Genomic DNA, 24,611 nt, shown 5'->3' on the forward strand with positions numbered 1-24,611 from the left:
TCCTGTCCGTTCGCGGCGACTGGTCCTCGCCCCGGGTCGACCGGTAAGATTCCATTTCCTTTCCATCCAGGCGTCAGTCCAATGCGCAAGTAATGCCGTTGCCCCCAAGGGGGAGTTTCGATCTTCCCCACCGCGGGAAGCCGATGGCATGAACGAGATGGCGCATGACGACGACCTTCCTGACGCTCGATGGCGTCACTTATGTCCTTCCTGACGGAAGGACGCTTTTCTCCGACCTCCATGAATCGTTCGACGACCGCCGCACCGGCCTCGTCGGCGGTAACGGCGTGGGCAAGAGCGTGCTTGCGCGCATCCTCGCCGGACGGCAGGAACCGACACGAGGACGTTGCAACCGCGTCGGCTCCGTCCATTACCTGGCGCAACGCATCGCCGACGATCCGGACGAATCGGTCGCCATGCTTGCCGGTGTCGGCGACACGATCGCCGCGCTGGAACGGATCGAGGCGGGAAGCACCGCCCAGCGCGACTTCGACGCGGTGGGCGATCGATGGAACGTGCGCGAACAGCTTCGTGATGCGCTCGATGCGGAAGGTCTCTCCCACGTGGATGCGCTGGGCCTCGCCAGTGAGCTGAGCGGAGGCGAAGCCATGAGGGTGGCATTGCTCGGGGCACGCTTGCAGGCCACCGACTACCTGGTCCTCGACGAGCCGAGCAATCATCTGGACAGCGCCGGTCGCGCGGCCCTGATGCAGTGGTTGCGAGGATGGACCGGTGGCCTCCTGGTCGTCAGCCACGACCGCCGGCTTCTCGGCCAGATGGAACGCATCGTCGAACTCTCGCCGCGAGGCCTGCGTAGCTATGGAGGTGACTACGCCTTCTACGAACAGGTACGTCGCGAGGAACGGCACGCCGCTGAACGCATGCTCGATGCACGCAAGATCGAACGCAAGCGCGGCGAGCAGGCGCTGCGCGAGCAGCAGGAAAGGCAGGCGCAGCGACAGGCCCGCGGGCAACGTGACGCCAGCCGGGCCAATCAGGCGCCCATCTTGCTCGGTGGACAGAAGAGCCGGAGCGAAGGCTCGGCCGGAAAGCTGAAACGGCAACAGGAAACCACGCGCGACGCGCTTTCCCAAAGGGTCGCCGAAGCGGCGCGGCACGTGGAAAGCGAGGTGTCGCTCGCCGTGCTCGCCCCGAACGCGACGCGCGTGGCACGACGCAGGGTGGCCGTGCTGGAGCGCGTGGAACTGCCTTTCGTGCGTGGTGCGGCAGGCATCGTCGATCTCGTCCTCATGGGTGGGCAGCGTGTCGGTGTCGTCGGTGCCAATGGCAGTGGCAAGTCCACCCTGCTGCAGGTACTCGCCGGACGAACCGCGCCACGGGCCGGGCATGTCGATGTTCCCGTGCCCGTGGCCTGGCTGGACCAGCGGCTTTCGACGCTGGACCCGGGCCGCGCCGTGATCGACCACATGCGGGAAGCGAATCCCACGGCGACCGAGGATGCGCTACGCCTGCGGCTCGCCCTGCTCGGGCTCGATGCGGACAAGATAGCGGTGCCTGCCGCACGACTGAGCGGCGGTGAGCGCCTCAAGGCCGCACTCGCGCTGGCGCTCGTCGCCGATCCGCCACCGCGACTGCTGCTTCTCGACGAACCCGGCAACCACCTCGATCTCGCCTCGCTCGAAGCGTTGGAGACGATGCTCCAGCAATACGAAGGCGCGCTCGTGGTGGTCTCGCACGATGACGTCTTCCTCGATCGCCTCCGGCTCACCGACCGTCTTTCACCGACGCCGGCGGGTTGGCGGATAACGCCGTGGTGATGCCATGCGCAACGGACTATGGTTTCGTCGCGCCGGCCTTCTCAGGCAAACGGTAGCGTTGCTTGCCGTAAGCCCAGCTTGGCCACAAGGCATGCGCCAGCGCGGTCTTCTCGAGCTGCGGATCGACCGGCTGTGGCTCCAGCTTCTCGCCGTCGGGACGGTACTCGCCGTTCAAGGTATAGCGGTACTGCGTCGGTGGCTGGTTGGGGCGCAGCACGATCAGGCGGTCGTTCTTCAGGTAACCGTAGTTGTCGCCGTACTGCATGATGGCGCGATCCGGATAACGCTGGGTGAGATCGGCGCCGAGCATCGGGTGTTCGCTGCTGATGCCGATGAGCGAAAGAAGGGTGGGCGCCAGGTCCACCTGGCTGACGATGTGGTCGTCCTTCTTCACCGGCACGCCTGCGCCTAGGATCAACGCGGGAATGTGGAAGTGGCGCACGGGCACGAGGCTCGCACCGAACACGCGCGCGTCGTGGTCGGCCACGATCAGGAACACCGTGTGGTTCCAGTACGGCGACTGCTTGGCCCGCTCGAAGAAGCGGCCGATGGACCAGTCGGCGTAACGCACCGCGTTCGCGTTGCTTGCCGGATCGCCGTCGGGCTGGATACGGCCGGCGGGATATTCCCAGGGCGTATGGTTGGACACCGAGAAAGCCACCGTGAGGGTGGGCTTGTCGCCATCGTCGAGGAGCCGGTGGTGCAACTCGTTGAACATGTCTTCGTCGGACGCGCCCCACGAACCGACGAAGGCCGGCTTGGTCTCGAAGGTGGCGCGGTCAACGACTTCATTGAAGCCGTTGCCGAAGAAGAACGAGCGCATGTTGTCGAAGTGCGCCTCACCGCCGTACAGGAAGCGCGTGTGGTAACCGAAGGTATCCAGCAGTGCGCCGAGGGTGAAGAAATCGCGCTGGCTACGCGGCAGTTTCAACACGGCTTCGGCGGGCGTGGGCAGGAAGCCGGTGGTCACGGCTTCGAGGCCGCGGGCGCTGCGCGTACCGGTGGCATAGGTGCGGGTGAGCCACCAACCGTCGTTCGCCAGCTTGTCGAGTTCCGGCGTGTATCCCGCGCCACCGAGGCTGCCGACGAACTGCGCGCCGAGGCTCTCCTCGAGGATGATGACGAGGTTGAGTGGCTTCTCGCCCTGGCGTGTCGCTTGCTGACGATGCAGGCTCGGGTATTGCGGATCGAGCGGTGCGCCTTCGAGTCCGGCGTCCCTGCGCACGATCGATTGCATCTCGTCTTCGGGCATCTTGCCGTACACCGCCGACGCCGAGCGTTCATTACCCAGGGCGATGGCCGCGTTCAGCACGTTGTAGAGCGAGTTCAACGGCAAGGTGTTGACCATGGCGTCGTTGGTGAAAGCCACTTGCGAGGCATTCAGCGGACGATGCTGCAACGTGCCGCGGCCGGCGAGGAAGAGCACCGCGAAGGCGAGTACCGTTGCCACGGGACGCAGCCATCCGCGCATCGGCACGCGGTCCGACCGGCGCGTGGGCAGCAGGCGGAAGCCCAGCCAGCCGATCAGCGCGAAGACCACGAGGCCGGCGGCCACCGATAGCTTGTAGCCGTGCCAGAGCATGGCCGCCACTTCGTGGGGGCTGGTCAGGTACTCGAAGTAGAGACGGTTCGGGCGCGTGTCGTACTCGACGATGAATTGCGGCGTGGATACTTCCAGCAGCACGAAGGCCAGCCACCAGAAGCGCAACCACCATGCGGCGATGCGCGTGGGCCATGCGCGATGGCCGAGCCAGGGCGAGAGCAGCGCCGGCCACGCCACGATCATGGCGACCAGCGAAAGGTCGATGCGCCAGCCGCCGAACAGCACCGGCCAGAGGCCGCCGGCATCGTGGACGCGGGTCCACTGCCACAACGACAGCCCCACGCGCGAGAGCGTCAGGAAGACGAGGGCGGCAACGATGAAACGCCAGGTGAGCTTGCGCACGTTGGAGATCCGGGTGGGGCGCGGCGGGCGGCCACGCGTGGAAGGACGCATGTTACAGCGCCAAGACTTTACACTGTGCGTCCCATCAGCAACTTACGGCGGCCTTTCGGCCACCGCACGAGGATCGACGATGTTCAGACTGGCCGAGGCCCAGCCGATCGCCACCGGGCATGTCCGCAAGGTGTACCAGCACCCCGGCGAGGCGGACCTGCTGATCAAGGTGATCGCCAGCGGCTCCATCGAGGAGCGCTGGAACAAGGCGCCGTGGTATCGCCGCATGGCGCGCAGCGGGCCGTACAAGGATTTCGTGCGCGAGTTCCGCGAGTACGTCACGGGGATCTACGTCGGCGGCTACGCCACCTCGCCCATCGCCCGCGTGGTCGGCCTGGAGATGACCGATATCGGGCTCGGCCAGATCGTGGAGAAGGTGCGCGCGCCCGATGGCCGGTTGGCGCCGACCCTGCACGACTGGGTAAAGGCGGAAGGCTTCACGGCGAAAACCCAGGCGGAACTGGACGAGTTCTACGCGCGCCTGCTCTCGCACAACACCATCGCCGCCGACCTGCACGCATGGAACGTGGTCTACGGCGAGGATTCCCGTGGCGGCCCGCGCCTGGTCATGATCGACGGCTTCGGCGAGAAGAACATCATCCCGCACTGCTCGATGAACCGCGCGCACAACGCCTCGCGAACGAAGAAGAAGTACGAGCGCATGCTGCGGCGGACGAAGGCCGAGGCGCCGCTTACTCCGTAACCGCTGGCGACGGCACACAGCCGGGCTTCGACGCCGCCGCGGGCAGCAGCGCGAAGCGCGAGCGGTTCGCCACGCCCAGCGGCACGACCTTGTCGGCGGCGATGCAGTTGTCGAACGCTTCCTCGTTGATGAGCAGCCAGCGATGCGCCGGGTCGGCCGCCTGCCAGGCGCGCGCATCGCGCAGCTGTACCGCCGAGTCGCGCGCGAAGCCGAACTCCGCCACGGGTCGCCGGGCCTGGTAGAGAAGTTCCTCGCGCCACACCACGAGGCCGAGCTGGCCGTCGGTGCCGATCGCGGCGTCCGCCTCTTCCATCAGCTGGCGCGTGGACTGGTTGGCATCGAGCAGCGGATAGGTGCCCAACGGCCAGATGATCCACGCCAGCGCCATGCCGCCGAGCAGGGCGGCGACGCCGCGCCGAGGCCTGAAAATCAGCGCCGATACCAGGAAGCCCACGCCCACCGCGATCACGCAGACCCAGAGGTCGTGACCGTGGCCCGGCAGCTCGTAGCCTTCGGCGATGCGTTGCGCCGCCTTCGGCGCCTTCGTCAACGCCCACAGGCCGGCGCCGCCGAACACCGCGGCGCAAGCGACCGTCGTCCAGAAGGCGGCCCTGGGCAGCCAGCGCGTCTTCAGCAGGTCCACCACATAAGGCGCCATCGCCAGCGCCAGCATCGGCAGGGCGGGCAGGATGTAGATCTCGCGCTTGCCGCGCGGGATCGAGAAGAACACCAGCACCAGCACGAACCACAGCAGCGGCATCCACACCCGGGGTTCGCGCAAGCGCAACGCTTCGCGCCAGCGCGGCACGAGGAAGGGCACCAGCAGCCAGGTGGGAATCCACTGGCGCAGGATCACCAGCAGGAAGAACCAGGGCTTTTCCTCGTGTTGCCAGGAATTGGCGTAGCGCTCGGCGGTCTGCCGGAACAGGATGTCGTGCACATAGGCCAGGTACTCGGGTGTGCGCAGCCCGTAGGCCGTCGCGAGCATCGGTGCCAGCCACAGCGCGATGGCGAGCAGGAAAGCCAGCGCGCCACCCGCCCATCGCCAGCCGTCGCCGCGGGTCACGATCACCCCCGGCCATTGCCGCGCGCGCATCACGGCGTAAGGAACCAGCATCAGCAAGGTGATGACGCCCACGCCCTTCGTGATCACGCCCAGCCCGGCGGCGAAACAGCCCAGCCAGTACATGCGCCAGTTCGGGCCACGCAGGCAGTGCAGCAGGATGCCGGTATTGCCCAGGGTGATCCAGAACAGGTTGAGCGGGTCGATCTGCGCGTGCTTGACGACATCGACGAACTGCATCGTCGCCAGCACGAGCGTGGCCGCCACCAGGCCCACGCGCGCGTTCCACAGGCGCCGGCCGAGGTGCCAGACCAGGGCGAGCGTGCCGAGACCGGAGAAAAGCGAGGTCAACAGGAAGCCGCCGCGCCAGCCGCCGGTGAGCCACATCCAGAACGCCTCCGTCCACATCAGCATGGGCGGCTTGTCGGAATACAGCTCCATGCCCCGGTGTGGGAACAGCCACTGGCCGGATTCGAGCATCTGCCGGGCGACGAGGGCGAAGCGCGGCTCGTCCGGCGGCCACGGGTCGCGCAAGCCGATGCCGGCCGCCAGCACGGCCAGGGCGATCAGCATGAACCAGCCGAACTCGCGGCGAAGGGATCGTTCGTCGGTGGATAGCATGGATACGTCTGGCAAGGCGGTCCCGCGCATCGTAGCCGAAGGGGCCCCCCGCCACCCTTACCGTTCGCTTAGGGGATCCATTTCAATTTTCCGGGGCTGGCACGTCTAAAGGGTTCGCCGGTGCGGAAATCGGCGTTCGTCCCTGCCCGTACGGGCGTCGATTTCCCACCGTGCGACCATATAGCGCTTATCCCCAGCCCATGAACGCGGTCAGGCAAACCATGGATCCATCCGAGGCGGGCAAGCCGCCCGGCGGCACGCGCGCCACCCAGGTGGTGGCCCTGTTCCGCGAGCACAACGCGGCACTCGTGGGCTTCCTGCGGGCCCGGCTGAACTCGCTCGCGGATGCCCAGGAAGTGGCCCAGGAGGTCTACCTCAAGCTGCTCTCGCTGGACGACGCGACCGTGATCGACTCACCGCGCGCCTTCCTGTTCCGGGCCGCCTCCAACCTTGCCGTGGACCGCCTGCGCATGCGCAACGTGCGGGCCTCGGCGCCCGCCGACCCCGACGGCGACAACTGGCACGCCACGCCGATTCCCGAGCAACACGCCTCGGCCCACGAGCAATGGCGCGACCTGCGCCAGGCACTCGACGAACTGCCCCCCAAGACCAGCCGCGCCTTCGTCATGCACGTGATGGAGGGGCGGGATTTCGCCACGATCGCGCGTGAGATGAATCTCAGTGAGCGCATGGTGCGCTACCACGTCGGCAATGCCCTGGCGCATTGCCGTGAACGCCGCGACCGCGCGGAGAACCTCCGATGACCACGACCACCCACGCTCCCGATCGGCAGATCGAGTACACCGCCGCCGACTGGTGGGTCCGCCTGCGCGACCCCGGCCTGCCCGATCCCGCCTTGCTCCAATGGAGCGAGTGGCTCGAAGCCGACCCGCGGCACGCGGAGGCGTTCGACCGCGCATCCGCCCTCGCCGAGACGGCCGGAGCCATGGACGCGGAGAGCCGCAAGGCATTCGCCCACCGGTTCGCCCCACGCCGGCCGGCTCGCCGCACGGTTCCGCGCTTCGCTCTCGCCCTGGCGGCCAGCGTGTTGCTCGCCGTCGTCGGAGCGGGTGCGTTCCTGGGATTGCGCCATGGGCAGGGTGAAGCGCCAAGGCAATACGTCAGCGAACGGGCGGGCCACCGCGACATCGACCTTCCCGACGGCTCCAGCATCGAACTCGGCGGAGCCAGCTCGATCACCGCGCGCTATGGACGCGACGAGCGCGCCGTCGACCTCGAAGCCGGCGAGGCTTTCTTCCGTGTCGCGCACGCCGAACGGCCATTCGTCGTCCATGCGGGGCCCTTGCAGATCCTCGACCTGGGTACCGCCTTCAACGTGCGCCGCACCGGCGACCGGGTGACCGTCGCCGTCACCGAGGGCCGCGTGCGGGTCTCGCCCCTGGCCACCCAGGGTGACGCCGGCACCATCGAACTGGGAGCGGGACGCGAGGTCTCCTTCGACCCTGAGACGCAAGCGATGCGGATCCTCGACATCGATCCCGCGAGCGCCACCGCCTGGCGTGGGCATCGCCTGGAGTTCGTCAACGAGCCCTTGTCCTCGGTGATCGAAAACGTGAACCGTTACAGTGCGCGGCCGATCCGGCTCGCCGATCCTGCCCTCGGCAAACTGACGTTTACCGGTACGGTCGAGGTGGATACCATCGACAGCTGGGTATCCGCCTTGCCGCGCGTCTTCCCGGTACGTGTCGACACCTATCCCGACCGGCTGGAACTCGCTCGCCAGACCACGATGGCGCGGAGCATCCAGCCGCGCTGAAGACCACAAGGGCCGCAAGTCTTGCAGTACATGCTTCGCGGGCGCCGGCGCGCACTCACCGGCGCGCTCGCGCTGGCTCTCGCGGCGCATGCCGCCGGGGCGGCCGAAGCACCTGCCGACGGCCCTTCCGCCCCCATGCCATTCGCCATCGCGCCGCAACCGCTGGCCACGGCGTTGCTGGCCTGGGGCAAACAAGCGAACGTGCAGGTCCTCACCGCTTCCGGCTCGATCGCCAACTGGCGCTCGGGCGGCGCCCGGGGCGTACTGACTCCGAACGCCGCGCTCGACGAGTTGCTGGAGGGCACCGACCTGCAACGCGAGTCGTACGACACGCGCACCGTCGTGGTCCGCCAGCGGCAGAAACCCGACAACGCGACACCCGCCCCGGTGGACCCCGACATCGCGTTCGATCCCGGTACCGTCGTGCCGCTGGCCACCGTGGACGTGCAAGGGCTGGTTTCCGACACGGGCTTCAAGGCCGACACCACGCGCACCGTCACGCGCAACGAAGCGCGACTGACCGATGTACCCCAGTCGGTCACCGTGGTGACCCGGGACGTGATCGAATCGCAGCAGGCCGTGGATATCGGCGATGTCGCCCGCTACGTGGCGGGGGTGCAATACGTGGACGGTTATGGCGGCTCGCCGCTCTTCCTGATCCGCGGCTTCGATGCGGGCCACGGCATGACCGACGGCATGCCCAACGGCATCGCCCGTACCGAGGATCTTCCCCCGCTGATCGGCATCGAGCGCGTGGAAGTGCTGCGTGGCCCCGAGGCCATCCTTGGCGATGCCTCGCAGAACAACAATTTCGGTGGCTCGATCAACGTCGTGATGAAGCGGCCGCAGGCCCAGCCCGTGCGCACGCTGACCTATTCGCTGGGCGAGTACGACGGCGCGCGGCTCGGCCTCGACCTGGCGGGCCCCGCGTCGAAAGACGGCAGCGTGACCTACCGCCTGGTGGCGGCGGGCCAGCGCGGCGAGAAGACGCCACAGGGCTTTGGCGGCGGCAGGGGTGCCTATCTCGCCCCGTCGCTGGCGTGGCAAGGGGAGCAGACGCGGGTGATGGGCGGACTGGAGTTCGTGGACAACCGCGTGCCCGGTCCCGACCACACCGTGCTGCTGGGTCCTGGCCTGTCCACCGCCAAGCCTTACCGTTCCCTGTCCGCCGACCCCACCGACGAATCGACCTATCGTACGAGCCGGGCGGTATTCGAACTGGACCATGAGTTCGGCGACGACTGGACCTTTCACAGCCAGGGGCAGTACGTGCGCCAGCGCAGCGATGGCCGCAGCCAGTCCTATCTCGCCAGCGGATTCGCCGGGGCACTGGACGCCGTGGATCGCAGCTTCCGCTATTCGGGAACCTACTGGACCTGGCAGAACGACCTGAGCGCCACGTTCCGCCATGGCGACGTCACGCATAGCTTGCTGATGGGGCTGGACCTGGCGCGGACGCATGCCGGCGACAACGGCAGCGGCAGTACCGAGGAAGGCGTCACGGCGGACACCTCGAACATCGACGCCGTGATCGTCACCAGGCCGCTTGCCTACGATCTGCGCAGCAGCAGCGATTTTTCCGCGAAGTTCAACACGCTGGTGACGCCGGTCAGCACCACGGTGCAAGCGCTGGGTGGCTCGTGGCAGACCAACGCCGGCCTGTACCTGCAGGACCAGATGGCGATCGGCGAGCAATGGAACGTGCTGGTGGCGCTGCGCCGTACCCAGTACGAACTGGAGACCCGCTGGCAGGACGGTTCACCCCGCCGGGTGCGCAAGTCGCGCTGGATCCCAAAAGTGGGCGTGGTCTACAAGCTTTCGCCCACCATCGCCATCTATGCCGACTCCTCCACCGGCTTCCAGCCCGATCCCCTGCTTGGCAAGGACGGCCAGCCGCTACCGGTGGCCACCTCGCGCCAGGTTGAACTCGGTGCGAAGTTCGACCTGTTCGACCAGCGCGCGCGCCTGACGGCGGCGCTCTACCGCATCCACGTCGACCACAGCATCGACCTCGTCTCGCCCGAACCGCCTTTTTTCGCGACGCCGGGGCCGGGCCAGACCAATCGCGGGCTGGAAGTGGAATTCGCGGGACAGGTCGCACCCGGGCTCGACGTGCTCGCCAGCCTCACTGAAGCGCATATCAGCAACCACGACGACACCCGTCCGACCGGTGCGCCGAAACACCAGGCGGCGGTATGGGCGAGCTACCGCTTCGGCCAGGGCACGGTGAAGCCGTGGGGCGTGGCGGCCGGCGTTCTCGCCCGTAGCCGCAGCATCGGCCGCACGAGTTCGGACGGGCGATATTTCGGCATCCCCGGGCAAGCCAGCGTGGAAACCAACGTGTCGCGCTACGGCGAGCACTGGCGGCTGACGCTCGGCGTGAAGAACCTCTTCGCGCGCACGCTGTACGCCGTGAACTTCGACGAGACCTTCGTACCGATACGACAGGGGCGCGTGGTCTTGCTCACCGGCACCTACGACTTCTGACCGCCCGGATTCGTCAGCCAACCGATTTCGCGAACGCCTTCAGCGCGACCTCGCAGGCCTCGCGTCGGAAGGCGTCACGCTCGGCACGTCCGCTCGGTCCGCCGAGACGAGGGATGTCGTAGCAGCCGTCGGCGCCCGGCACGCCGCCGTGACGACGCCAGAACCTGTCGTACGAGGCGACCGTCACGCCGGCACGGCGGTCCAGTGGATGCGCCGCACAGGATACGCCGCGTACGCGCTCCACCCCGTAATACGTGGCCAGTGCACGCACCACCGCCAACAGCAGGTCACGAGGACGCAGTCCGCCGCTGGCCCGGCTGAACCGGGCGATCGCACCACGGCCGAGATAGGCCCACGAGCCACGCATGGCGCCGACGAGCAGCCCCTCCGTGCCACCGAAGGTGATCGCGCAGGACGAGACCACTTCCTTGTCGCCATTCAGCAGGTACAAGCCGAGTTCCCCGGTGCACTCGCTTTCCGGGGCGCGCGCATGCAGATAGGCCATTTCGCCATCGCCGAGCGGCAGCGTGGCGAGGCGCACGTCATGGCCCTTGAGCAGGCGATTGCTCAAGCGCTCGGGGAATTCGCGCGCCATGAAGCGATAGTGGGCTTCGATGAGCCGCGCGCGGGCGTCGAGATCGAAAGACCGCGAGATGTAGTGCGACTGCCAGCGCTCGTACACTCGCGGGTTGAACTCGGCGGCGACCCGCATCGCACGCGATGCGCTCACCAACCGGAGCCATTGGGCCTGGCGGCGAAACGCCGTGAGCGTGCGCAGGAGGTAAGCGAGCCGTCGTTCCGGCATGGGCCGGGACCGTCGCAAGATCGCGCGCCGCCGTGCATGGTCGAACACCAGGCCCAGGGGGCCACGATCCTGGCGGGGCGACGTCCAGCTTAACGGCAGGTCGTCGAAGGGCGCGCTGTGGGGGTAGCGGGGCTGCATACCTCCAAGACGTACGGCGACCGGGAAATTGAAATGCCAGTTGGCAGGAACCCACTTCCTTGGTGAAAACCCATTCCCGCCCTGGCGGAAACCGCTGCTCTTGTGGGAGCTGCTTCAGCGGCGATGGGTGCTTGCCCCACCCTGGCCCGCTGCCGCGGGATCGCCGACAAGGTCGGCTCCCACAGGTTCATGGCAGCTGACTCTTCCATGGCGGAAACCCCTGCTCTCGTGGGAGCCGCTTCAGCGGCGATGGGTGCTTGCCGTAACTTGGCCCGCTGCCGCGGGATCGCCGACAGGGTCGGCTCCCACCAGGGTTTGGCTGGTCCCGCCGCGTGGTCAGGCGCGGGGCTTGCGCCGTTCGCCGTTCCGCTTGCGCCGCTCGTCTTTCCAGACGATCCACGCCGCCAGCAGGGTCAGCAGCGCCATGGCGAACCAGGTGATCGCGTACATCAGGTGGTTGTCGGGGAAGGCGATGACCGTGAGCCCCCCGACCGGGCCGTCGTTGCCCTCGCCGCGCCCCGGCGAGGATGCCGCATCGGCATCGACGAAATAGGGCGCCACGTCGTCGAGACCTTTCGCCGCGGCGATGGCGGCCACGTCACGCGAGAACCAGCGATCCTCCGCGGGCCGGTTCGGCTGCAGGAACGCGCCCTTCGGTTCGCTGATGCGAAGCAGCCCGGTCACCGAGGTTTCCGCCGACGGCCCCGGAGTGCAGGTGGCCTTGCCCCCGCACCAGGTGGGCGAAACGAAGCCACGATTCACGACCACCACGTCGCCGCTGCGCAAGCGCAGTGGCGTCAGCAGCCACGAGCCCATGCCGAGTTCGGTGCTCGCCCGGACGCGCACGCTCTTGTCCTGCAGGAAGCGGCCGACGAGCTTCACCCGACGGTATTCGTCGTTGGAAGCGCTTACCACCGGCCACTGGCCGCGGCCGGGCGCATCCACCGGTTCGGCGTGCACCCGCGCATCGACGCGAGCGACCAGGTCGTGTTTCCACGCCCGGCGCTGTACCTGCCAGACGCCCAGCGCGACGAACCCCGCGAACAACACTACCCCGAGCAGGGCCAACAGGCCCAGAACGAAGACGCCGCGCGGTCGGCGCGGCGTCGTGGTGTCGTTGGCGCCTTCCACGCTCAAGGCAGGTTCTTCACCTGCTGCTCGGTCATGTCATGGGACATGCCCGGCATCATGTTCGAGTTGAGGTGGAACATGACCCAGATCGAACCAGAAAGCGTGATCACGACCAGCACCAGCGTGAAGATCAGCGCCAGCATGTTCCAGCCGCCTTCCGACTTCGTGTTCATGTGCAGGAAGTAGATCATGTGCACCACGATCTGGATCGCGGCGAAGGTGAGGATCACCACCGCCAGCGTCTGCGAGTTCGGGATGACCTTGCCCATCACCAGCCAGAACGGGATGGCGGTGAGTACCACGGCGAGGAAGAACCCCGTCATGTAGCCCTTCAGCGTGCTGTGGCTGTGACCGTCGTCGTGATCGTGGTGATCGTGTTGTGGGTGATCGTGCGATTCGATGTGCGCGCTCACGGCAGCACTCCCATCAGGTAAACGAAGGTGAAGACGCCGATCCAGACCACGTCGAGGAAATGCCAGAACATCGACAGGCACATGATGCGGCGCTTGTTGGCCGGCGTGAGCCCGAAGCGGCCCACCTGGAACAGCAGGGTGATCAGCCAGACGATGCCGAACGTCACGTGCAGGCCGTGGGTACCGACCAGGGTGAAGAACGACGACAGGAACGCACTGCGCTGCGGACCCGCGCCTTCGTGGATCAGGTTCGCGAACTCGTACAGTTCGATGCCGAGGAAGGTGGCGCCGAACAGGCCGGTGACGACCAGCCAGGCCATCATCGTGCCCTTGCGGTTCTTCTGCATCTCCAGCACGGCGAAGCCGTAGGTGATCGAAGACAGCAGCAGCATCGTCGTGTTGATCGCGACCAGCGGCAATTCGAACAGATCGGCGCCGGAAGGGCCACCCGCGTAGCTGCGGCCGAGCACGCCATAGGTGGCGAACAGGCAGGCGAAGATGAGGCAGTCGCTCATCAGGTAGATCCAGAACCCGAGCAACGTGCCGTTGGCCGGGTGGTGGTCTTCCTTCATCCAGAACTGGATGTCCTGGTCCGCGACGGCGGCGGAGGGCGTGGCGTTCATATCAGACATGGGCGGCAAGCTCTTCCGTGCGGGCGGCCTCGGTCCGGGCCACGACATCGGCGGGGATGTGGTAGTCGCGCTTGTAATTGAAGGTGTGGCCGATCGCGGTCACCAGCAGGGCCACGAAGGCGATGCCGGCGATCAGGAACATGTGCCAGATCATGGCGAAGCCGAGCACGAAGGCGAAGCCCGCGATGATGATGCCGGCGCTGGTGTTCTTAGGCATGTGGATCGGCAGGTAGCCTTCGGTGCGACGACCGGCGTTACGCTCCTTCATGTCCCACCACGCATCCGATTCGTGAATGATGGGGGTGAACGCGAAGTTGTATTCCGGCGGCGGCGAGGACGTCGACCATTCCAGGGTACGGCCATGCCACGGATCGCCGGTGACGTCGCGCAACTCGTCGCGGCGCTTGTAGCTGACCCACAGCTGGACCAGGAACGAGCCGATGCCGAGCGCGATCAGCACCGCGCCGAAGGCGGCGATGCGGAACCAGATGGCGAGCGACGGATCCTCGAAGTGGTTCATGCGGCGCGTGACGCCCATGAAGCCGAGCACGTAGAGCGGCATGAAGGCCAGGTAGAAACCCACCAGCCAGAACCAGAACGAGCACTTGCCCCAGAACGGGTCCAGCTTGTAACCGAAGGCCTTCGGGAACCAGTAGTTGATGCCGGCGAACAGGCCGAAGATCACGCCACCGATGATCACGTTATGGAAGTGCGCGATCAGGAACAGGCTGTTGTGCAGCAGGAAGTCGGCCGGCGGCACCGCCAGCATCACGCCGGTCATGCCACCGATCACGAAGGTGATCATGAAGCCCACCGTCCACAGCATCGGCACCTCGAAGTGGATGCGGCCGCGGTACATGGTGAACAGCCAGTTGAAGATCTTCGCCCCCGTGGGGATCGAGATGATCATCGTGGTGATGCCGAAGAACGAGTTGACGCTCGCGCCCGAGCCCATGGTGAAGAAGTGGTGCAGCCACACCAGGTAGGACAGCACGGTGATGACCACCGTGGCGTACACCATCGACGCATAACCGAAGAGGCGCTTGCGGCTGAAGGTGGAGACGACCTCGGAGAACACGCCGAAGACCGGCAGCACCAGGATGTAGACCTCCGGGTGGCCCCAGATCCAGATCAGGTTCACGTACATCATGGCGTTGCCGCCGAAGTCGTTCGTGAAGAAGTTGGTGCCCGCGTAGCGGTCGAGCGAGAGCAGCACCAGCACCGCCGTGAGCACGGGGAAGGCCGCCACGATCAGCACGTTGGTGCACAACGAGGTCCAGGTGAAGATCGGCATCTTCATCATGGACATGCCCGGGGCACGCATCTTCACGATGGTGGCGATCAGGTTGATGCCGGAGAGGGTCGTTCCCACGCCGGCCACCTGTAGCGACCATATGTAATAGTCCACCCCGACATCCGGACTCTGCGCCAGCCCCGACAAGGGCGGATAGGCGAGCCAGCCGGTGCGGGCGAACTCGCCCACGAATAGCGAGGCCATCACCAGCAAGCCGCCGGCGACCGTCATCCAGAAGCTGAAGTTGTTGAGGAACGGGAAGGCCACGTCGCGCGCGCCGATCTGCAGCGGCACGACGTAGTTCATCAGGCCGGTGACCAGCGGCATCGCCACGAAGAAGATCATGATCACGCCGTGAGCGGTGAAGATCTGGTCGTAATGGTGCGGGGGCAGGAAGCCGGGATTGCCGTTGAAGGCGATGGCTTGCTGGGCGCGCATCATCAATGCGTCGGCGAAGCCACGCAGCAGCATCACGATGCCGAACACCATGTACATGATGCCGATCTTCTTGTGATCGATGCTGGTGAACCATTCGCTCCACAGGTAGCCCCACAGCTTCGCCCGGGTGATCAGGGCGAGCAGCGCGATGCCACCGATGGCGACCATGATGAAGGTGCCGATGAGGATCGGCTCGTGGTATGGGATCGCCTCGAGGGTGAGGCGTCCGAAGATCAGTTTGGCTAGATCGGGCATGTTCATTACCGGACTCGGCAAGGCTTGAATTCTGAGGAGGCCGCCGCTCTTAGAGCGGACGTCCGGCAGGTGTCATCGGCTGGCCGGCGGTGCCGTTGCCGACGCACAGGGCGCCGACATAGCGCTGGCGGGCGTCGGCCAGGCCCACTCGCGCGCGGGTCGCGGCGTCGAGCGAGGTCACGTTGTACGCACCCACCACGCCCTGGCCGCCGCGCGCATCGAGTGCCGCCATGTCGTTCATGCACATGCGGTTGGATTCGACGCAGCGGTTGAGGATGGCGTTGTAGAGGCCGGGGGTGACCGTCCCGTAGTAGTGGACCGGTTCCTTCTCGCTCGGCTGTTCGAGCTTGAGGTAGTCCTCGCGGCCGAGCTGGTCCGCGCTCGCCTTGGCCTTCGCCACCCAGGCGTCGAAATCGGCGTCGGACAGGCTATGGAAGCGAAAGCGCATGTCGGAGAAGCCGGCGCCGCTGTAATTGGCCGAAATGCCTTCGAAATCGCCGGTTTTGTTCATGACCGCATGGAGCTTGGTCTCCATGCCCGGCATGGCGTAGATCATGCCGGCCAGCGAGGGCACGAAGAACGCGTTCATGACGGTGGAGGCGGTGATGTGGAACTCGATGGGGCGATCCACCGGGGCGGCCATCTCGTTCACCGTGGCGATGCCCTGTTCCGGATAGAGGAAGAGCCACTTCCAGTCCAGCGCCACGACCTCGACCACCAGGGGCTTCGTGCCGGGGGCCAGGGCGCGGCCCTGGGAGACCTGTTCCAGGGGACGGTACGGGTCCAGCTTGTGGGTACTGGTCCAGGTCACGGCGCCCAGGGCGATGATGATCAACAGGGGTGCCGACCAGATCAGCAGTTCCAGCACCGTGGAGTGGTTCCAGTCCGGGGCGTATTCGGCACGGGCCGCCTCGTTCGACGCCCGGTACTTCCAGGCGAAGATCAAGGTCATCGCGATCACCGGGACGATGATGATCAGCATCAGCACCACGGAAATGATGATCAGGTCGCGCTGCTGCCGGGCGATGTCGCCCGAGGGGGATAGCAGCACGGCATCGCAGCCCGACAAGAGCAGGGCCAGGGCGGGGATCAGCAATCCGCGCAACATCTTCATGGACATTCGCATGATGGAGGCAACCGTGGGGACACGAAAAAATACGCCGATACGCCTGCGCAGGCCATAGGACACTTTGTCCCATGGCCCTGCAAGCCGAGTAGTGCGATCCTTGGCTATCCTGCCATCCACCTCCCCGAGCGGGCCGAATACGATGTCGAGCATTTCACACGCCCATCACAATGCCGCGGAAGGCGCCGAGAACGACGTCCGCCGCCAGCACCAGACCAGCCACGCCGCCGTGGCCCCCGGCGAGATCGCCGTGGGCGTGGTCATCGGCCGGGCTTCGGAATACTTCGACTTCTTCACGTACGGCATCGCGTCCGTCCTCGTGTTCCCGTCGGTGTTCTTTCCGTTCCTGAGCCAGCTGGACGGGATCCTGCTGGCCTTCACGATCTTCTCGTTCGCCTTCATCGCGCGCCCCATCGGCACCACGCTGTTCATGGCGATCCAGCGCAACTGGAGCCGGGGAACCAAGCTTACCGCCGCCCTGTTCCTGCTGGGCACCTCCACGGTTTGCATCGCCTTCCTGCCGGCGAACACGTCCAATGGCTACACGGTCATTGTGATTCTGTCGGTGCTGCGCTTCTTGCAGGGCATTGCGCTGGGCGGCTCCTGGGACGGCCTGCCCTCCCTGCTTTCGCTGAATTCGCCGAAGAACCGCCGCGGCTGGTACGCCATGCTCGGCCAGCTGGGAGCCCCGACCGGCTTCCTGATCGCCGCCTCGCTGTTCCTCTTCCTCAACACCCAGTTGTCCCGTGAAGACTTCCTCGGCTGGGGCTGGCGCTATCCCTTCTTCGTGGCCTTCGCGATCAATGTCGTGGCCCTGTTCGCCCGCCTCCGCCTGGTCGTCACCGAGGAATACACCCAGCTTCTGGAAGAGCGCGAGCTGGAGCCGATCGGCATCATCGAGATGATCCAGGCACAGGGCTACAACCTGTTCATCGGTGCCTTCGCGGCGCTGGCCAGCTACGCCCTGTTCCATATCGTGACGATCTTCCCGCTGTCGTGGATTTCCCTCAGCCGCTCGCAGGACATCAACGACGTCCTGGTCGTGCAGATCGTCGGTGCCTTCGTGGCGATCCTGGCCACCGTGGCCTCGGGCGTCATCGCCGACAAGGTCGGCCGCCGCAATACGCTGGGCACGATGGCCGTGCTGATCGGCTTGTTCGCCATCGCCTCGCCCTGGCTGCTCGGCGGCGGCAAGATCGCCCAGGATGCCTTCCTGATCATCGGCTTCGCCCTGCTCGGCCTTTCCTATGGCCAGGCGGCCGGTACCGTCACCGCCAACTTCGCCAAGCGGTTCCGTTACACGGGCGCGGCCCTGACCTCCGACTTCGCCTGGCTGATCGGCGCGGCCTTCGCCCCACTGGTGGCGCTGGGCCTGTCCGCCCGTTTCGGACTGGTCGCGGTAAGCGCCTACCTGCTATCGGGCGTGGCCTGCACGCTGCTGGCGCTGCGCATCAACAAGGCGTTCGAGACGGACCGGAACAAGGCTTAAGGGGGCGGGTCCTCCCCGGAATAGCCGCCCGATCTCCGGCGCCGTGCCCGCCCGGCACGGCGTACCCTATGCCTCATGCTCTTCGACCTCCCCGACCACGACACCCTCTACCGGGCCCTGCTCGAGCGTGATCCCGCCTATGACGGCCACGTCTTCGTCGGCGTGACCAGCACGGGCGTTTTCTGCCGGCTCACCTGCCCGGCGCGAAAGCCGAACGTCGAGAACACCCGCTTCTTCGACTCCGTCGCTGGCTGCTTCGAAGCCGGCTTCCGGCCCTGCCTTCGCTGCCGTCCCCTCGATCCGGTCGGCCAGCGCGAACCCGTGGTGTCGGCCCTGCTCCGGCATCTGGAAGACGAGCCGGAGCGGGTCTGGTCCGAGGACGACCTCGTCCGTCTCGGCTACGATCCTTCCACCGTACGCCGGGCCTTCAAGCGTCATCTCGGCCTCACCTTCCTCGACATGGCCCGCCTGCGCCGGGCAGGGCGCGGCATGGACCGCCTCGCGGCTGGCGCCAGCGTGATCGATGCCCAGCAGTCGGCCGGTTACGACTCCGGGAGCGGCTTTCGCGAAGCCATCGTCAAGCTGATCGGCGACAGCCCGGCCGGGCTGCGTGGGCGCGAACTGCTCAAGGCCGACTGGATCGAAACCCCTATCGGCAGCATGCTGGCGGTGGCCGATACACATGCCTTGCACCTGCTCGAGTTCTTCGACCGGACCGCCTTGCCCACGGAACTGAAACGGCTGCGCGAGTCGAGCCGCTCCACGATCACGTTCGGTCGCACGCCGGTCATCGACCGTATCGAGGCCGAGCTACGCGATTATTTCGCCGGAACCCGGCTGGCCTTCGAGACGCCGCTCGCCCTGCACGGTTCGGTGTTCACCAAGGCGGTGTGGGACGAGTTGATCGCCATTCCGCCGGGGACGACGCGCAGCTATTCGGACGTCGCGGCAGCCGCGGGACGGCACACGGCGGTTCGGGCCGTCGCCCGGGCCAACGGGGCCAACCAGATCGCCATCGTCATTCCCTGCCACCGGGTGATCGGGGCGGATGGGTCGCTCACCGGGTATGGCGGAGGATTGTGGCGGAAAGACTGGCTGTTGCGGCACGAGAGGAAGGCCGCGGCACGTTGATCGCGGAGTCGCGGACCAGTCCACTTCCCACCCGGGCGCGGGGACAGGTCCGCTCTCAACCGAGCATACGCCGTGGTGGGAGCGGACCCTGTCCGCGATGGGAGCTTGCCTCAGCCCAGCACCGGATACGGCCCTTCCGCGAACACCTCGTCGTGATAACCCTTCACGCCGATGGCTCGCGCGAGTTCGCTACGAAAATCCTCACCGCGCCGCAGGCATGCCAGCACGAAGGAGAAGTCGCGCTTCGGCGACCAGCCCAGGTCGCGCCGGGCCCGCGCACTGTCGTACACACGGTCGAGCGAGGGCAGCAATTTCCACCCCTGCGTCGCATAGAGCGCGTCGACTTCCGGGAACAGTCCTCGCACCACGGCAGCCGCATCACGACGCAGCGCGGTGACATCGCTCCGCGCAAAAGGTGTCGCCGCGGAGACGATGTAACGGCCGAACCCCAGTGCGGGCGACTTGTCGAGTGCGCACAGATGGGCCTCGACGATGTCCTCGATATCGGCTCGCCGGTACAACAGCTCGTTGGCCTGCATGTTCAACGTGGCGTATTCGGAGCGAACGCTCGCGTTGTCGTCGTCCTCGGGAAAGAAGCGCGAGGTGCGCAGGACGAGTACCGGCAGGCGTTCCTTGCGCGCCACCAGTTCGCACATGCCTTCGGCCGCGATCTTCGTCGCGCCGTAGATGTTCTTCGGCACGGGCACGACGTCTTCGTCGATCCAGGCCGCCGGTTCCCCCGGCGCGGGCGACAATGCCGCGCCAAACGTGCTCGTCGTGCTGGTGAAAACGAACGAGCGCACGCCATGCGCGACCGCGGCCTCCAACAGCGCCACCGTGCCAGCCACATTGGTGTCGACGAACTGCCGCTTGGAATGCGTCGCGACGTGCGGTTTGTGCAACGTGGCGGCGTGGATCACGCGCGTGACGCCGGACATGGCATCACGCACGAAGGCTTCGTCGGCGATGGAACCGACGATATCCGTGTGCGAGGAGGACTTGATGTCGAGGCCCTTCACCGCACGGCCATCCGCTCGCAAGCGGCGGACGAGCGCCTCGCCGAGATGGCCCGCGCTGCCTGTGACGAGAACGGTCATCGCATCCTCACCAGATGAGGTCGTCGGGCACGACGAACTGCTTGTAGTAGTCGTCGACATCTTCTTCCGACGGTGCCGCCGCGCCTTCCTTGCGACCGTGGTCGAGCACGATCATGTCCGGTGCGCGGGCGTGGATCTTGTCGGCGGGCAAGCGGGGAATCAACTCGTAGCCCTCACCGGCACGCGCGATGGCAAGCGCGCCGGATGCCAGTTGCGCGCGGAGCGCGTCGTTGACGAAGATGCTGGCGATCTTCTCGCCATCCGGGAAGCGATAGGCGCTGTCACCTTCGCGCTTCACCTTGGTCGTCTCGATGATCTGGCGCACCTGGGCGCGGATTTCCTTCGCGCGGGCCTCGGCGTTGCGCTCGGCGGCCAGGGCCCGGTCCCGTTCGGCACGCTCCGCCTGCAATTTGCGTGCGTCGATGGAGTCATCGGTCGGAGGCGGCGGCGCCTTGCCCTGCCGCTGCTTGGCCTGGTCGCGCACGATCTTGGCGGCCTTGTCTTTCTTGACCAGGCCAGCCTTGAGAAGTTGTTCCTGTAACGGATTGCGCATGGCGAACGTTTCTTTATCCCGCTGGGACATCGATTCTAGCGCCGAAGGGTTGGTTACATCGCGTTACGTGCCTAGGCTTGGTGGCCTCCCCGGAGGTAGAACGAATGCACGTCCTCATTTCCCCGCGCTCCCTGCGCCTGAGCCTGGCCCTGGCCACCCTCCTTGCCACCCCTGCGTTCGCGGCCGACCGGTTGCCGCCACGCGCGGAATGGAAGGCGAGCAGCTCCTCCCAGCAGGTGCCCGCGCTGGCACCCGAACACGCGATCGACACCGATGAGACCACCCGCTGGGGTGGCGCCTTCAGCCCGGGCCAGTGGTTCCAGGTGGACCTGGGCAAAGTGGCGAAGGTCGGCGGCGTACGGATCCATTGGGACAGCGGTTTCGCCGCCGCGTACTCGATCCAGACCTCCGTGGATGGCAAGGATTTCCATCCCGTCTACACCGTGACCGACTCGCCTGGTGGAACGGAGTACCTCGTATTTCCCGCCACCGAGGCGCGTTTCGTGCGCCTCGCCGCGCCGGCGCGCACGGCGGACTGGGGCGTGTCCGTGTTCGAGTTCGAGCCGTTCGCGGCAGCCGATGCGGCCCGCATCGCCGGGCTCGATGGCAAGGACGATGGCGCCTCGCTCTGGTCCGATGGCCACGCCAGGGGGATCGTCGGCAAGGGCCCCCGTGGCACACGGCAACTCGACATCGCCCTGCCCCGTCCGTTGAACATCGCGGGCGTCGAGGTCCTCTGGGACGGGCCGCGTGATGGAGCCACGCTCCAGGCACGCGATGCCAAGGGCGCCTGGTCCACCCTCGACAACGATCCCGGGAGCCTCGGCGACAGTTCCTATCTCGCGGCGCGCGAGGCTAGGGACGTCGGCGCGTTGCGTCTCGTCGTCGGCGCGAAGGACGGCGCCACGCCCCGGATCAAACGCCTGCGTTTCCTCGGCCCCCTCCGCGCCATGACGCCGATGAAGCGTTACCAGGTAGCCGCTTCACGCGACAACGCCGCGCTATTCCCTTCCTCGCTGCACATGCAGCAGGTGTACTGGACGGCCGTCGGCGTGCCGGCGGGACTGCAGAAGTCGATCTTCGACGAATACGGCAACATCGAACCGTTCAAGGGCGGCCCACAGGTCCAGGCCATCTGGCGCGATGCGTCGGGCCGCACCGCCGTCTCCGACGGCGCCGAGCGGAAACACGCGCTGCGCGACGGCTGGAAGCCCATGCCATCGGTGAGCTGGACCGCGCAACCGGGGCTCTCCATCACCAGCGAAGCCATAGCGGTACAAGGCGACGGGCAGCCCGTCGTCCTCCTGCGCCATCGCCTGCACAACGATGGCGCCACCGTCGTCGACGGCACGCTGTCCCTGGTCGTACGTCCGATCCAGGTCAATCCGCCATGGCAAAATGGTGGCGCATCGCCGATCCACGACATCGCGATCACCGGCACCGGCGCGAGCACGAACGTGCGCGTGGAAGGAAGGACGCTACTGACCTCGCTCACGCCAGTGGACCAGGCCGGGGCCGCTCCCTTCGGTGCGCATGGCGAAACGGAAATCACGACGAACGCGGCGGCGGGTTCCTCGCCCGCCGCAAGGGAAGCCCATGATCCGGACGGCCTCGCCGCCGGACTGCTCGGCTACCGCGTACACCTGGGCCCCGGGCAGACGCGCGACGTCGTCCTCGCGTTCCCACTCGGCAACGCACCGGCCGATGCGAACGGCCACCTGCCCGAACCGCCACCGATCGATCGTTCCGTTTTCACCGCCGCCGGATACGACGCGTTGGCGGCCGAGGTGTCCGATGAATGGCAGAAGCGCCTCGGCAGCGTGGGCATTTCGCTACCGGACGAATCGCTGGTGGATATCCTGCGTTCGCAGGCGGCATACATGCTGGTGAACCAGACCGGCCACGCCATGCAGGCGGGACCGCGCAACTACAACCGCTCGTTCATCCGCGACGGTGCTGCGACCGCGTCGATCCTGTTGCGCATGGGCGAGGTCAAGACCGCACGCGACTACCTCGACTGGTACGCGGCACATGCGGTGCACGAGAACGGCCTGGTCTCGCCGATCCTCAACGCCGACGGCAGCGTGAACCGCGGTTTCGGTTCGGACATCGAATACGACAGCCAAGGGGAATTCATCAACCTCGTCGCCGACGTGGCCCGCTTCGGTGGGGGTCCCGCCAGCGTGAAGGACTATCTGCCCAAGGTCCGTGCCGCGATGCGTTTCATGCAGGAACTGCGTGAACGCACGATGGTGCCGGGATACCTGTCGAACCTGCCCGCGCCCGAACGCTTCCACGGGATCATCGCCCCGTCGATCAGCCACGAAGGCTACTCCAGCCCTACGCACAGCTACTGGGACGACTACTGGGCATTGAAAGGCTGGCACGACGGCGCATGGCTGGCCGAGCAATGGGGCGACAAGGACCTGACCGCCTACGCGCGTGAGCAGTACGCGGCCCTGCGCGAATCGCTGCGCAAGTCGATCGAAACGACGATGGCCTGGAAGGGTTCCGACACCATTCCCGCCGCCGCCGATCTCGGTGATGGCGATCCCACCAGCGTATCGATCGCACTCGACCCGACGGGACAGATGGACGTCCTGCCGCACGATGCGCTGGTGAAGACCTTCGACCGTTACCTCGCTGACGTACGCAAGCGCGAAGCACCGGGCGAGTTGTTCGCATACACGCCGTACGAACTGCGCAACGTGCTGACCTACGTGTATCTCGACCGGCCGGACGACGCCGCCGAACTACTCGCCGACGTCGTTCGCGATCGCCGGCCACCCGAATGGAACATGTGGGCCGAGGTGGTGCATTCGCGGCTTCGTCATCCGGGCTATCTTGGCGACATGCCGCATACCTGGATCGGCTCGGAGTACGCGCGCACCCTCTTCGGCATGCTGATGCGCGAAGCCGACGACGGTTTGTACCTCCTGCCAGGGGCTCCGGCATCGTGGGTGACGGGAAGCGGCCTCTCGGTAACGCGGCTACCCGTCGCCTACGGATCGTTGAGCATGACCGCCCGCCGGGACGGCAAGACCTTCACGGTGACACTCGACCAAGGCATCCGCGCCGGCACGCCGGTGCGAGTGTTCTGGCCCGGGCGAGCGAAGCCCGTGAGGGTGACCGCCGATGGCAAGGCGGTGAAGGAATGGGATGCCGATGGCGTGAAACTCGCCAGGCCCTTCCACACCCTCACGGCGGAGTACTGACGCGCCATTACATGAATTCGACGAGAACCCTGACCCTGCGGCTGAAACGGCCACCCCGCACGGTCGGGCGGATCTCCCGCAAGCGCGCGTTGAAGGTATATACATCGCCGGTGCCTAACGCGTTGAACCGGGCCCCCGCTCCGGGAGCGATATTCTTTTCATTCTCGTCGCCGAGTTCCAGCCCGACATTCTCGGGCCCATCGAGCGTGAACAGGTCCGGCTGGCCGACAACCGCATCGCTGGCGTCACCGAAGGTGAATTTCGCGACGAGGCCCACCGGCTCCTGGCACTGGTCCACCCTGAGATGGAAGGCTATATGTATCGGGTCGCGTTCATGACGACGCCCGCTGAAGCCGCTCCGCTGGCGGTAAGGACCGCCATGGCGACTACCATGGCGGTCCGTCGTGATGTCATCCGGTTCGTTCCAGGCATGCGAAGCGTTCCTTCCGGTGGACGATGCGGTCGTCGG

General features: G+C 66.5%; 19 protein-coding genes. 8 read left to right on the plus strand and 11 right to left on the minus strand.

Features of this window, described 5'->3' with window-relative positions; all coding sequences use genetic code 11:
* The first annotated feature begins 164 nt into the window (after positions 1-164).
* A complete protein-coding gene (locus ACR9ZJ_RS01615; RefSeq protein WP_481286649.1) occupies positions 165-1,778 on the plus strand; it encodes an ATP-binding cassette domain-containing protein in 1,614 nt (537 codons plus the stop codon).
* Positions 1,779-1,794: 16 nt separating this feature from the next.
* Here ACR9ZJ_RS01615 and ACR9ZJ_RS01620 read toward each other — a convergent pair whose 3' ends face one another.
* Positions 1,795-3,774, minus strand: coding sequence for an LTA synthase family protein (locus ACR9ZJ_RS01620; protein WP_481286650.1), 1,980 nt, complete (start codon positions 3,772-3,774; stop codon positions 1,795-1,797).
* A 79-nt stretch (positions 3,775-3,853) separates the two neighbouring features.
* Between ACR9ZJ_RS01620 and ACR9ZJ_RS01625 the strand changes: the two genes are divergently transcribed.
* Positions 3,854-4,477: a YrbL family protein gene (locus ACR9ZJ_RS01625; protein WP_481286651.1), complete on the plus strand. Its 624-nt coding sequence runs from the start codon at positions 3,854-3,856 to the stop codon at positions 4,475-4,477.
* Here ACR9ZJ_RS01625 and ACR9ZJ_RS01630 read toward each other — a convergent pair.
* Positions 4,467-6,161: an ArnT family glycosyltransferase gene (locus ACR9ZJ_RS01630; RefSeq protein ID WP_481286652.1), complete on the minus strand. Its 1,695-nt coding sequence runs from the start codon at positions 6,159-6,161 to the stop codon at positions 4,467-4,469. The genes ACR9ZJ_RS01625 and ACR9ZJ_RS01630 overlap by 11 nt on opposite strands.
* A gap of 221 nt (positions 6,162-6,382) precedes the next feature.
* Between ACR9ZJ_RS01630 and ACR9ZJ_RS01635 the strand changes: the two genes are divergently transcribed.
* Genes ACR9ZJ_RS01635 through ACR9ZJ_RS01645 form a run of 3 tightly spaced genes read left to right on the plus strand, consistent with a single transcriptional unit; the run spans position 6,383 to position 10,425 of the window.
* A complete protein-coding gene (locus ACR9ZJ_RS01635) occupies positions 6,383-6,925 on the plus strand; it encodes an RNA polymerase sigma factor (protein WP_481281915.1) in 543 nt (180 codons plus the stop codon).
* Positions 6,922-7,938, plus strand: a complete 1,017-nt coding sequence (locus tag ACR9ZJ_RS01640) for a FecR family protein (protein ID WP_481286653.1) — start codon at positions 6,922-6,924, stop codon at positions 7,936-7,938. The genes ACR9ZJ_RS01635 and ACR9ZJ_RS01640 overlap by 4 nt, the downstream gene beginning before the upstream one ends.
* A gap of 30 nt (positions 7,939-7,968) precedes the next feature.
* Entirely contained in the window at positions 7,969-10,425 is a 2,457-nt protein-coding gene (locus ACR9ZJ_RS01645) for a TonB-dependent siderophore receptor (protein WP_481286663.1), read from the plus strand.
* 13 nt (positions 10,426-10,438) lie between these two features.
* On the opposite strand, the gene ACR9ZJ_RS01650 is transcribed toward ACR9ZJ_RS01645, so the two are convergent.
* The 6 genes from ACR9ZJ_RS01650 to cyoA form a co-directional block, all read right to left on the minus strand.
* Positions 10,439-11,230: a DUF535 family protein gene (locus tag ACR9ZJ_RS01650; RefSeq protein ID WP_481281917.1), complete on the minus strand. Its 792-nt coding sequence runs from the start codon at positions 11,228-11,230 to the stop codon at positions 10,439-10,441.
* 474 nt (positions 11,231-11,704) lie between these two features.
* Entirely contained in the window at positions 11,705-12,499 is a 795-nt protein-coding gene (locus ACR9ZJ_RS01655) for an SURF1 family protein (protein WP_481286664.1), read from the minus strand.
* A 2-nt stretch (positions 12,500-12,501) separates the two neighbouring features.
* Positions 12,502-12,912, minus strand: a complete 411-nt coding sequence (gene cyoD, locus ACR9ZJ_RS01660; RefSeq protein WP_371023575.1) for a cytochrome o ubiquinol oxidase subunit IV — start codon at positions 12,910-12,912, stop codon at positions 12,502-12,504.
* The gene (cyoC, locus tag ACR9ZJ_RS01665) at positions 12,909-13,484 is read right to left on the minus strand and encodes a cytochrome o ubiquinol oxidase subunit III (RefSeq protein WP_481282741.1); all 576 of its coding nucleotides are present in this window, start codon (positions 13,482-13,484) and stop codon (positions 12,909-12,911) included. Before cyoC ends, cyoD begins: the two co-directional genes overlap by 4 nt.
* A gap of 52 nt (positions 13,485-13,536) precedes the next feature.
* A complete protein-coding gene (cyoB, locus tag ACR9ZJ_RS01670; protein WP_481282742.1) occupies positions 13,537-15,510 on the minus strand; it encodes a cytochrome o ubiquinol oxidase subunit I in 1,974 nt (657 codons plus the stop codon).
* Between the two features lie 70 nt (positions 15,511-15,580).
* The gene (gene cyoA, locus ACR9ZJ_RS01675; protein WP_481286654.1) at positions 15,581-16,645 is read right to left on the minus strand and encodes a ubiquinol oxidase subunit II; all 1,065 of its coding nucleotides are present in this window, start codon (positions 16,643-16,645) and stop codon (positions 15,581-15,583) included.
* A gap of 154 nt (positions 16,646-16,799) precedes the next feature.
* Here cyoA and ACR9ZJ_RS01680 point away from each other — a divergent pair, with 154 nt between their 5' ends.
* Positions 16,800-18,146, plus strand: coding sequence for an MFS transporter (locus tag ACR9ZJ_RS01680; protein ID WP_306848406.1), 1,347 nt, complete (start codon positions 16,800-16,802; stop codon positions 18,144-18,146).
* A gap of 75 nt (positions 18,147-18,221) precedes the next feature.
* The gene (locus tag ACR9ZJ_RS01685; RefSeq protein WP_481281919.1) at positions 18,222-19,277 is read left to right on the plus strand and encodes a bifunctional transcriptional activator/DNA repair enzyme AdaA; all 1,056 of its coding nucleotides are present in this window, start codon (positions 18,222-18,224) and stop codon (positions 19,275-19,277) included.
* Between the two features lie 110 nt (positions 19,278-19,387).
* Here ACR9ZJ_RS01685 and ACR9ZJ_RS01690 read toward each other — a convergent pair whose 3' ends face one another.
* Positions 19,388-20,374, minus strand: a complete 987-nt coding sequence (locus ACR9ZJ_RS01690) for an NAD-dependent epimerase/dehydratase family protein (RefSeq protein ID WP_481286655.1) — start codon at positions 20,372-20,374, stop codon at positions 19,388-19,390.
* A 7-nt stretch (positions 20,375-20,381) separates the two neighbouring features.
* Positions 20,382-20,927, minus strand: a complete 546-nt coding sequence (locus ACR9ZJ_RS01695; RefSeq protein WP_481286656.1) for a DUF2058 domain-containing protein — start codon at positions 20,925-20,927, stop codon at positions 20,382-20,384.
* Between the two features lie 104 nt (positions 20,928-21,031).
* Between ACR9ZJ_RS01695 and ACR9ZJ_RS01700 the strand changes: the two genes are divergently transcribed.
* Positions 21,032-24,142, plus strand: a complete 3,111-nt coding sequence (locus ACR9ZJ_RS01700; protein ID WP_481286657.1) for a discoidin domain-containing protein — start codon at positions 21,032-21,034, stop codon at positions 24,140-24,142.
* A gap of 7 nt (positions 24,143-24,149) precedes the next feature.
* Here ACR9ZJ_RS01700 and ACR9ZJ_RS01705 read toward each other — a convergent pair.
* Positions 24,150-24,611: fimbrial protein (locus ACR9ZJ_RS01705; protein WP_481286658.1), on the minus strand; the 462-nt coding region annotated here is incomplete at its 5' end.

The organism is Luteibacter sp. KNZ12-1A (assembly GCF_056755675.1).

What these genes read in the sequence shown, in the direction of transcription:
- ACR9ZJ_RS01615 (WP_481286649.1), top strand. Translation starts at nt 165, where the DNA reads ATGACGACGACCTTCCTGACGCTCGATGGCGTCACTTATGTCCTTCCT.
- ACR9ZJ_RS01620 (WP_481286650.1), bottom strand. Translation starts at nt 3,774, where the DNA reads ATGCGTCCTTCCACGCGTGGCCGCCCGCCGCGCCCCACCCGGATCTCC.
- ACR9ZJ_RS01625 (WP_481286651.1), top strand. Translation starts at nt 3,854, where the DNA reads ATGTTCAGACTGGCCGAGGCCCAGCCGATCGCCACCGGGCATGTCCGC.
- ACR9ZJ_RS01630 (WP_481286652.1), bottom strand. Translation starts at nt 6,161, where the DNA reads ATGCTATCCACCGACGAACGATCCCTTCGCCGCGAGTTCGGCTGGTTC.
- ACR9ZJ_RS01635 (WP_481281915.1), top strand. Translation starts at nt 6,383, where the DNA reads ATGGATCCATCCGAGGCGGGCAAGCCGCCCGGCGGCACGCGCGCCACC.
- ACR9ZJ_RS01640 (WP_481286653.1), top strand. Translation starts at nt 6,922, where the DNA reads ATGACCACGACCACCCACGCTCCCGATCGGCAGATCGAGTACACCGCC.
- ACR9ZJ_RS01645 (WP_481286663.1), top strand. Translation starts at nt 7,969, where the DNA reads ATGCTTCGCGGGCGCCGGCGCGCACTCACCGGCGCGCTCGCGCTGGCT.
- ACR9ZJ_RS01650 (WP_481281917.1), bottom strand. Translation starts at nt 11,230, where the DNA reads ATGCCGGAACGACGGCTCGCTTACCTCCTGCGCACGCTCACGGCGTTT.
- cyoC (WP_481282741.1), bottom strand. Translation starts at nt 13,484, where the DNA reads ATGAAGGAAGACCACCACCCGGCCAACGGCACGTTGCTCGGGTTCTGG.
- cyoA (WP_481286654.1), bottom strand. Translation starts at nt 16,645, where the DNA reads ATGAAGATGTTGCGCGGATTGCTGATCCCCGCCCTGGCCCTGCTCTTG.
- ACR9ZJ_RS01680 (WP_306848406.1), top strand. Translation starts at nt 16,800, where the DNA reads ATGTCGAGCATTTCACACGCCCATCACAATGCCGCGGAAGGCGCCGAG.
- ACR9ZJ_RS01685 (WP_481281919.1), top strand. Translation starts at nt 18,222, where the DNA reads ATGCTCTTCGACCTCCCCGACCACGACACCCTCTACCGGGCCCTGCTC.
- ACR9ZJ_RS01690 (WP_481286655.1), bottom strand. Translation starts at nt 20,374, where the DNA reads ATGACCGTTCTCGTCACAGGCAGCGCGGGCCATCTCGGCGAGGCGCTC.
- ACR9ZJ_RS01695 (WP_481286656.1), bottom strand. Translation starts at nt 20,927, where the DNA reads ATGCGCAATCCGTTACAGGAACAACTTCTCAAGGCTGGCCTGGTCAAG.
- ACR9ZJ_RS01700 (WP_481286657.1), top strand. Translation starts at nt 21,032, where the DNA reads ATGCACGTCCTCATTTCCCCGCGCTCCCTGCGCCTGAGCCTGGCCCTG.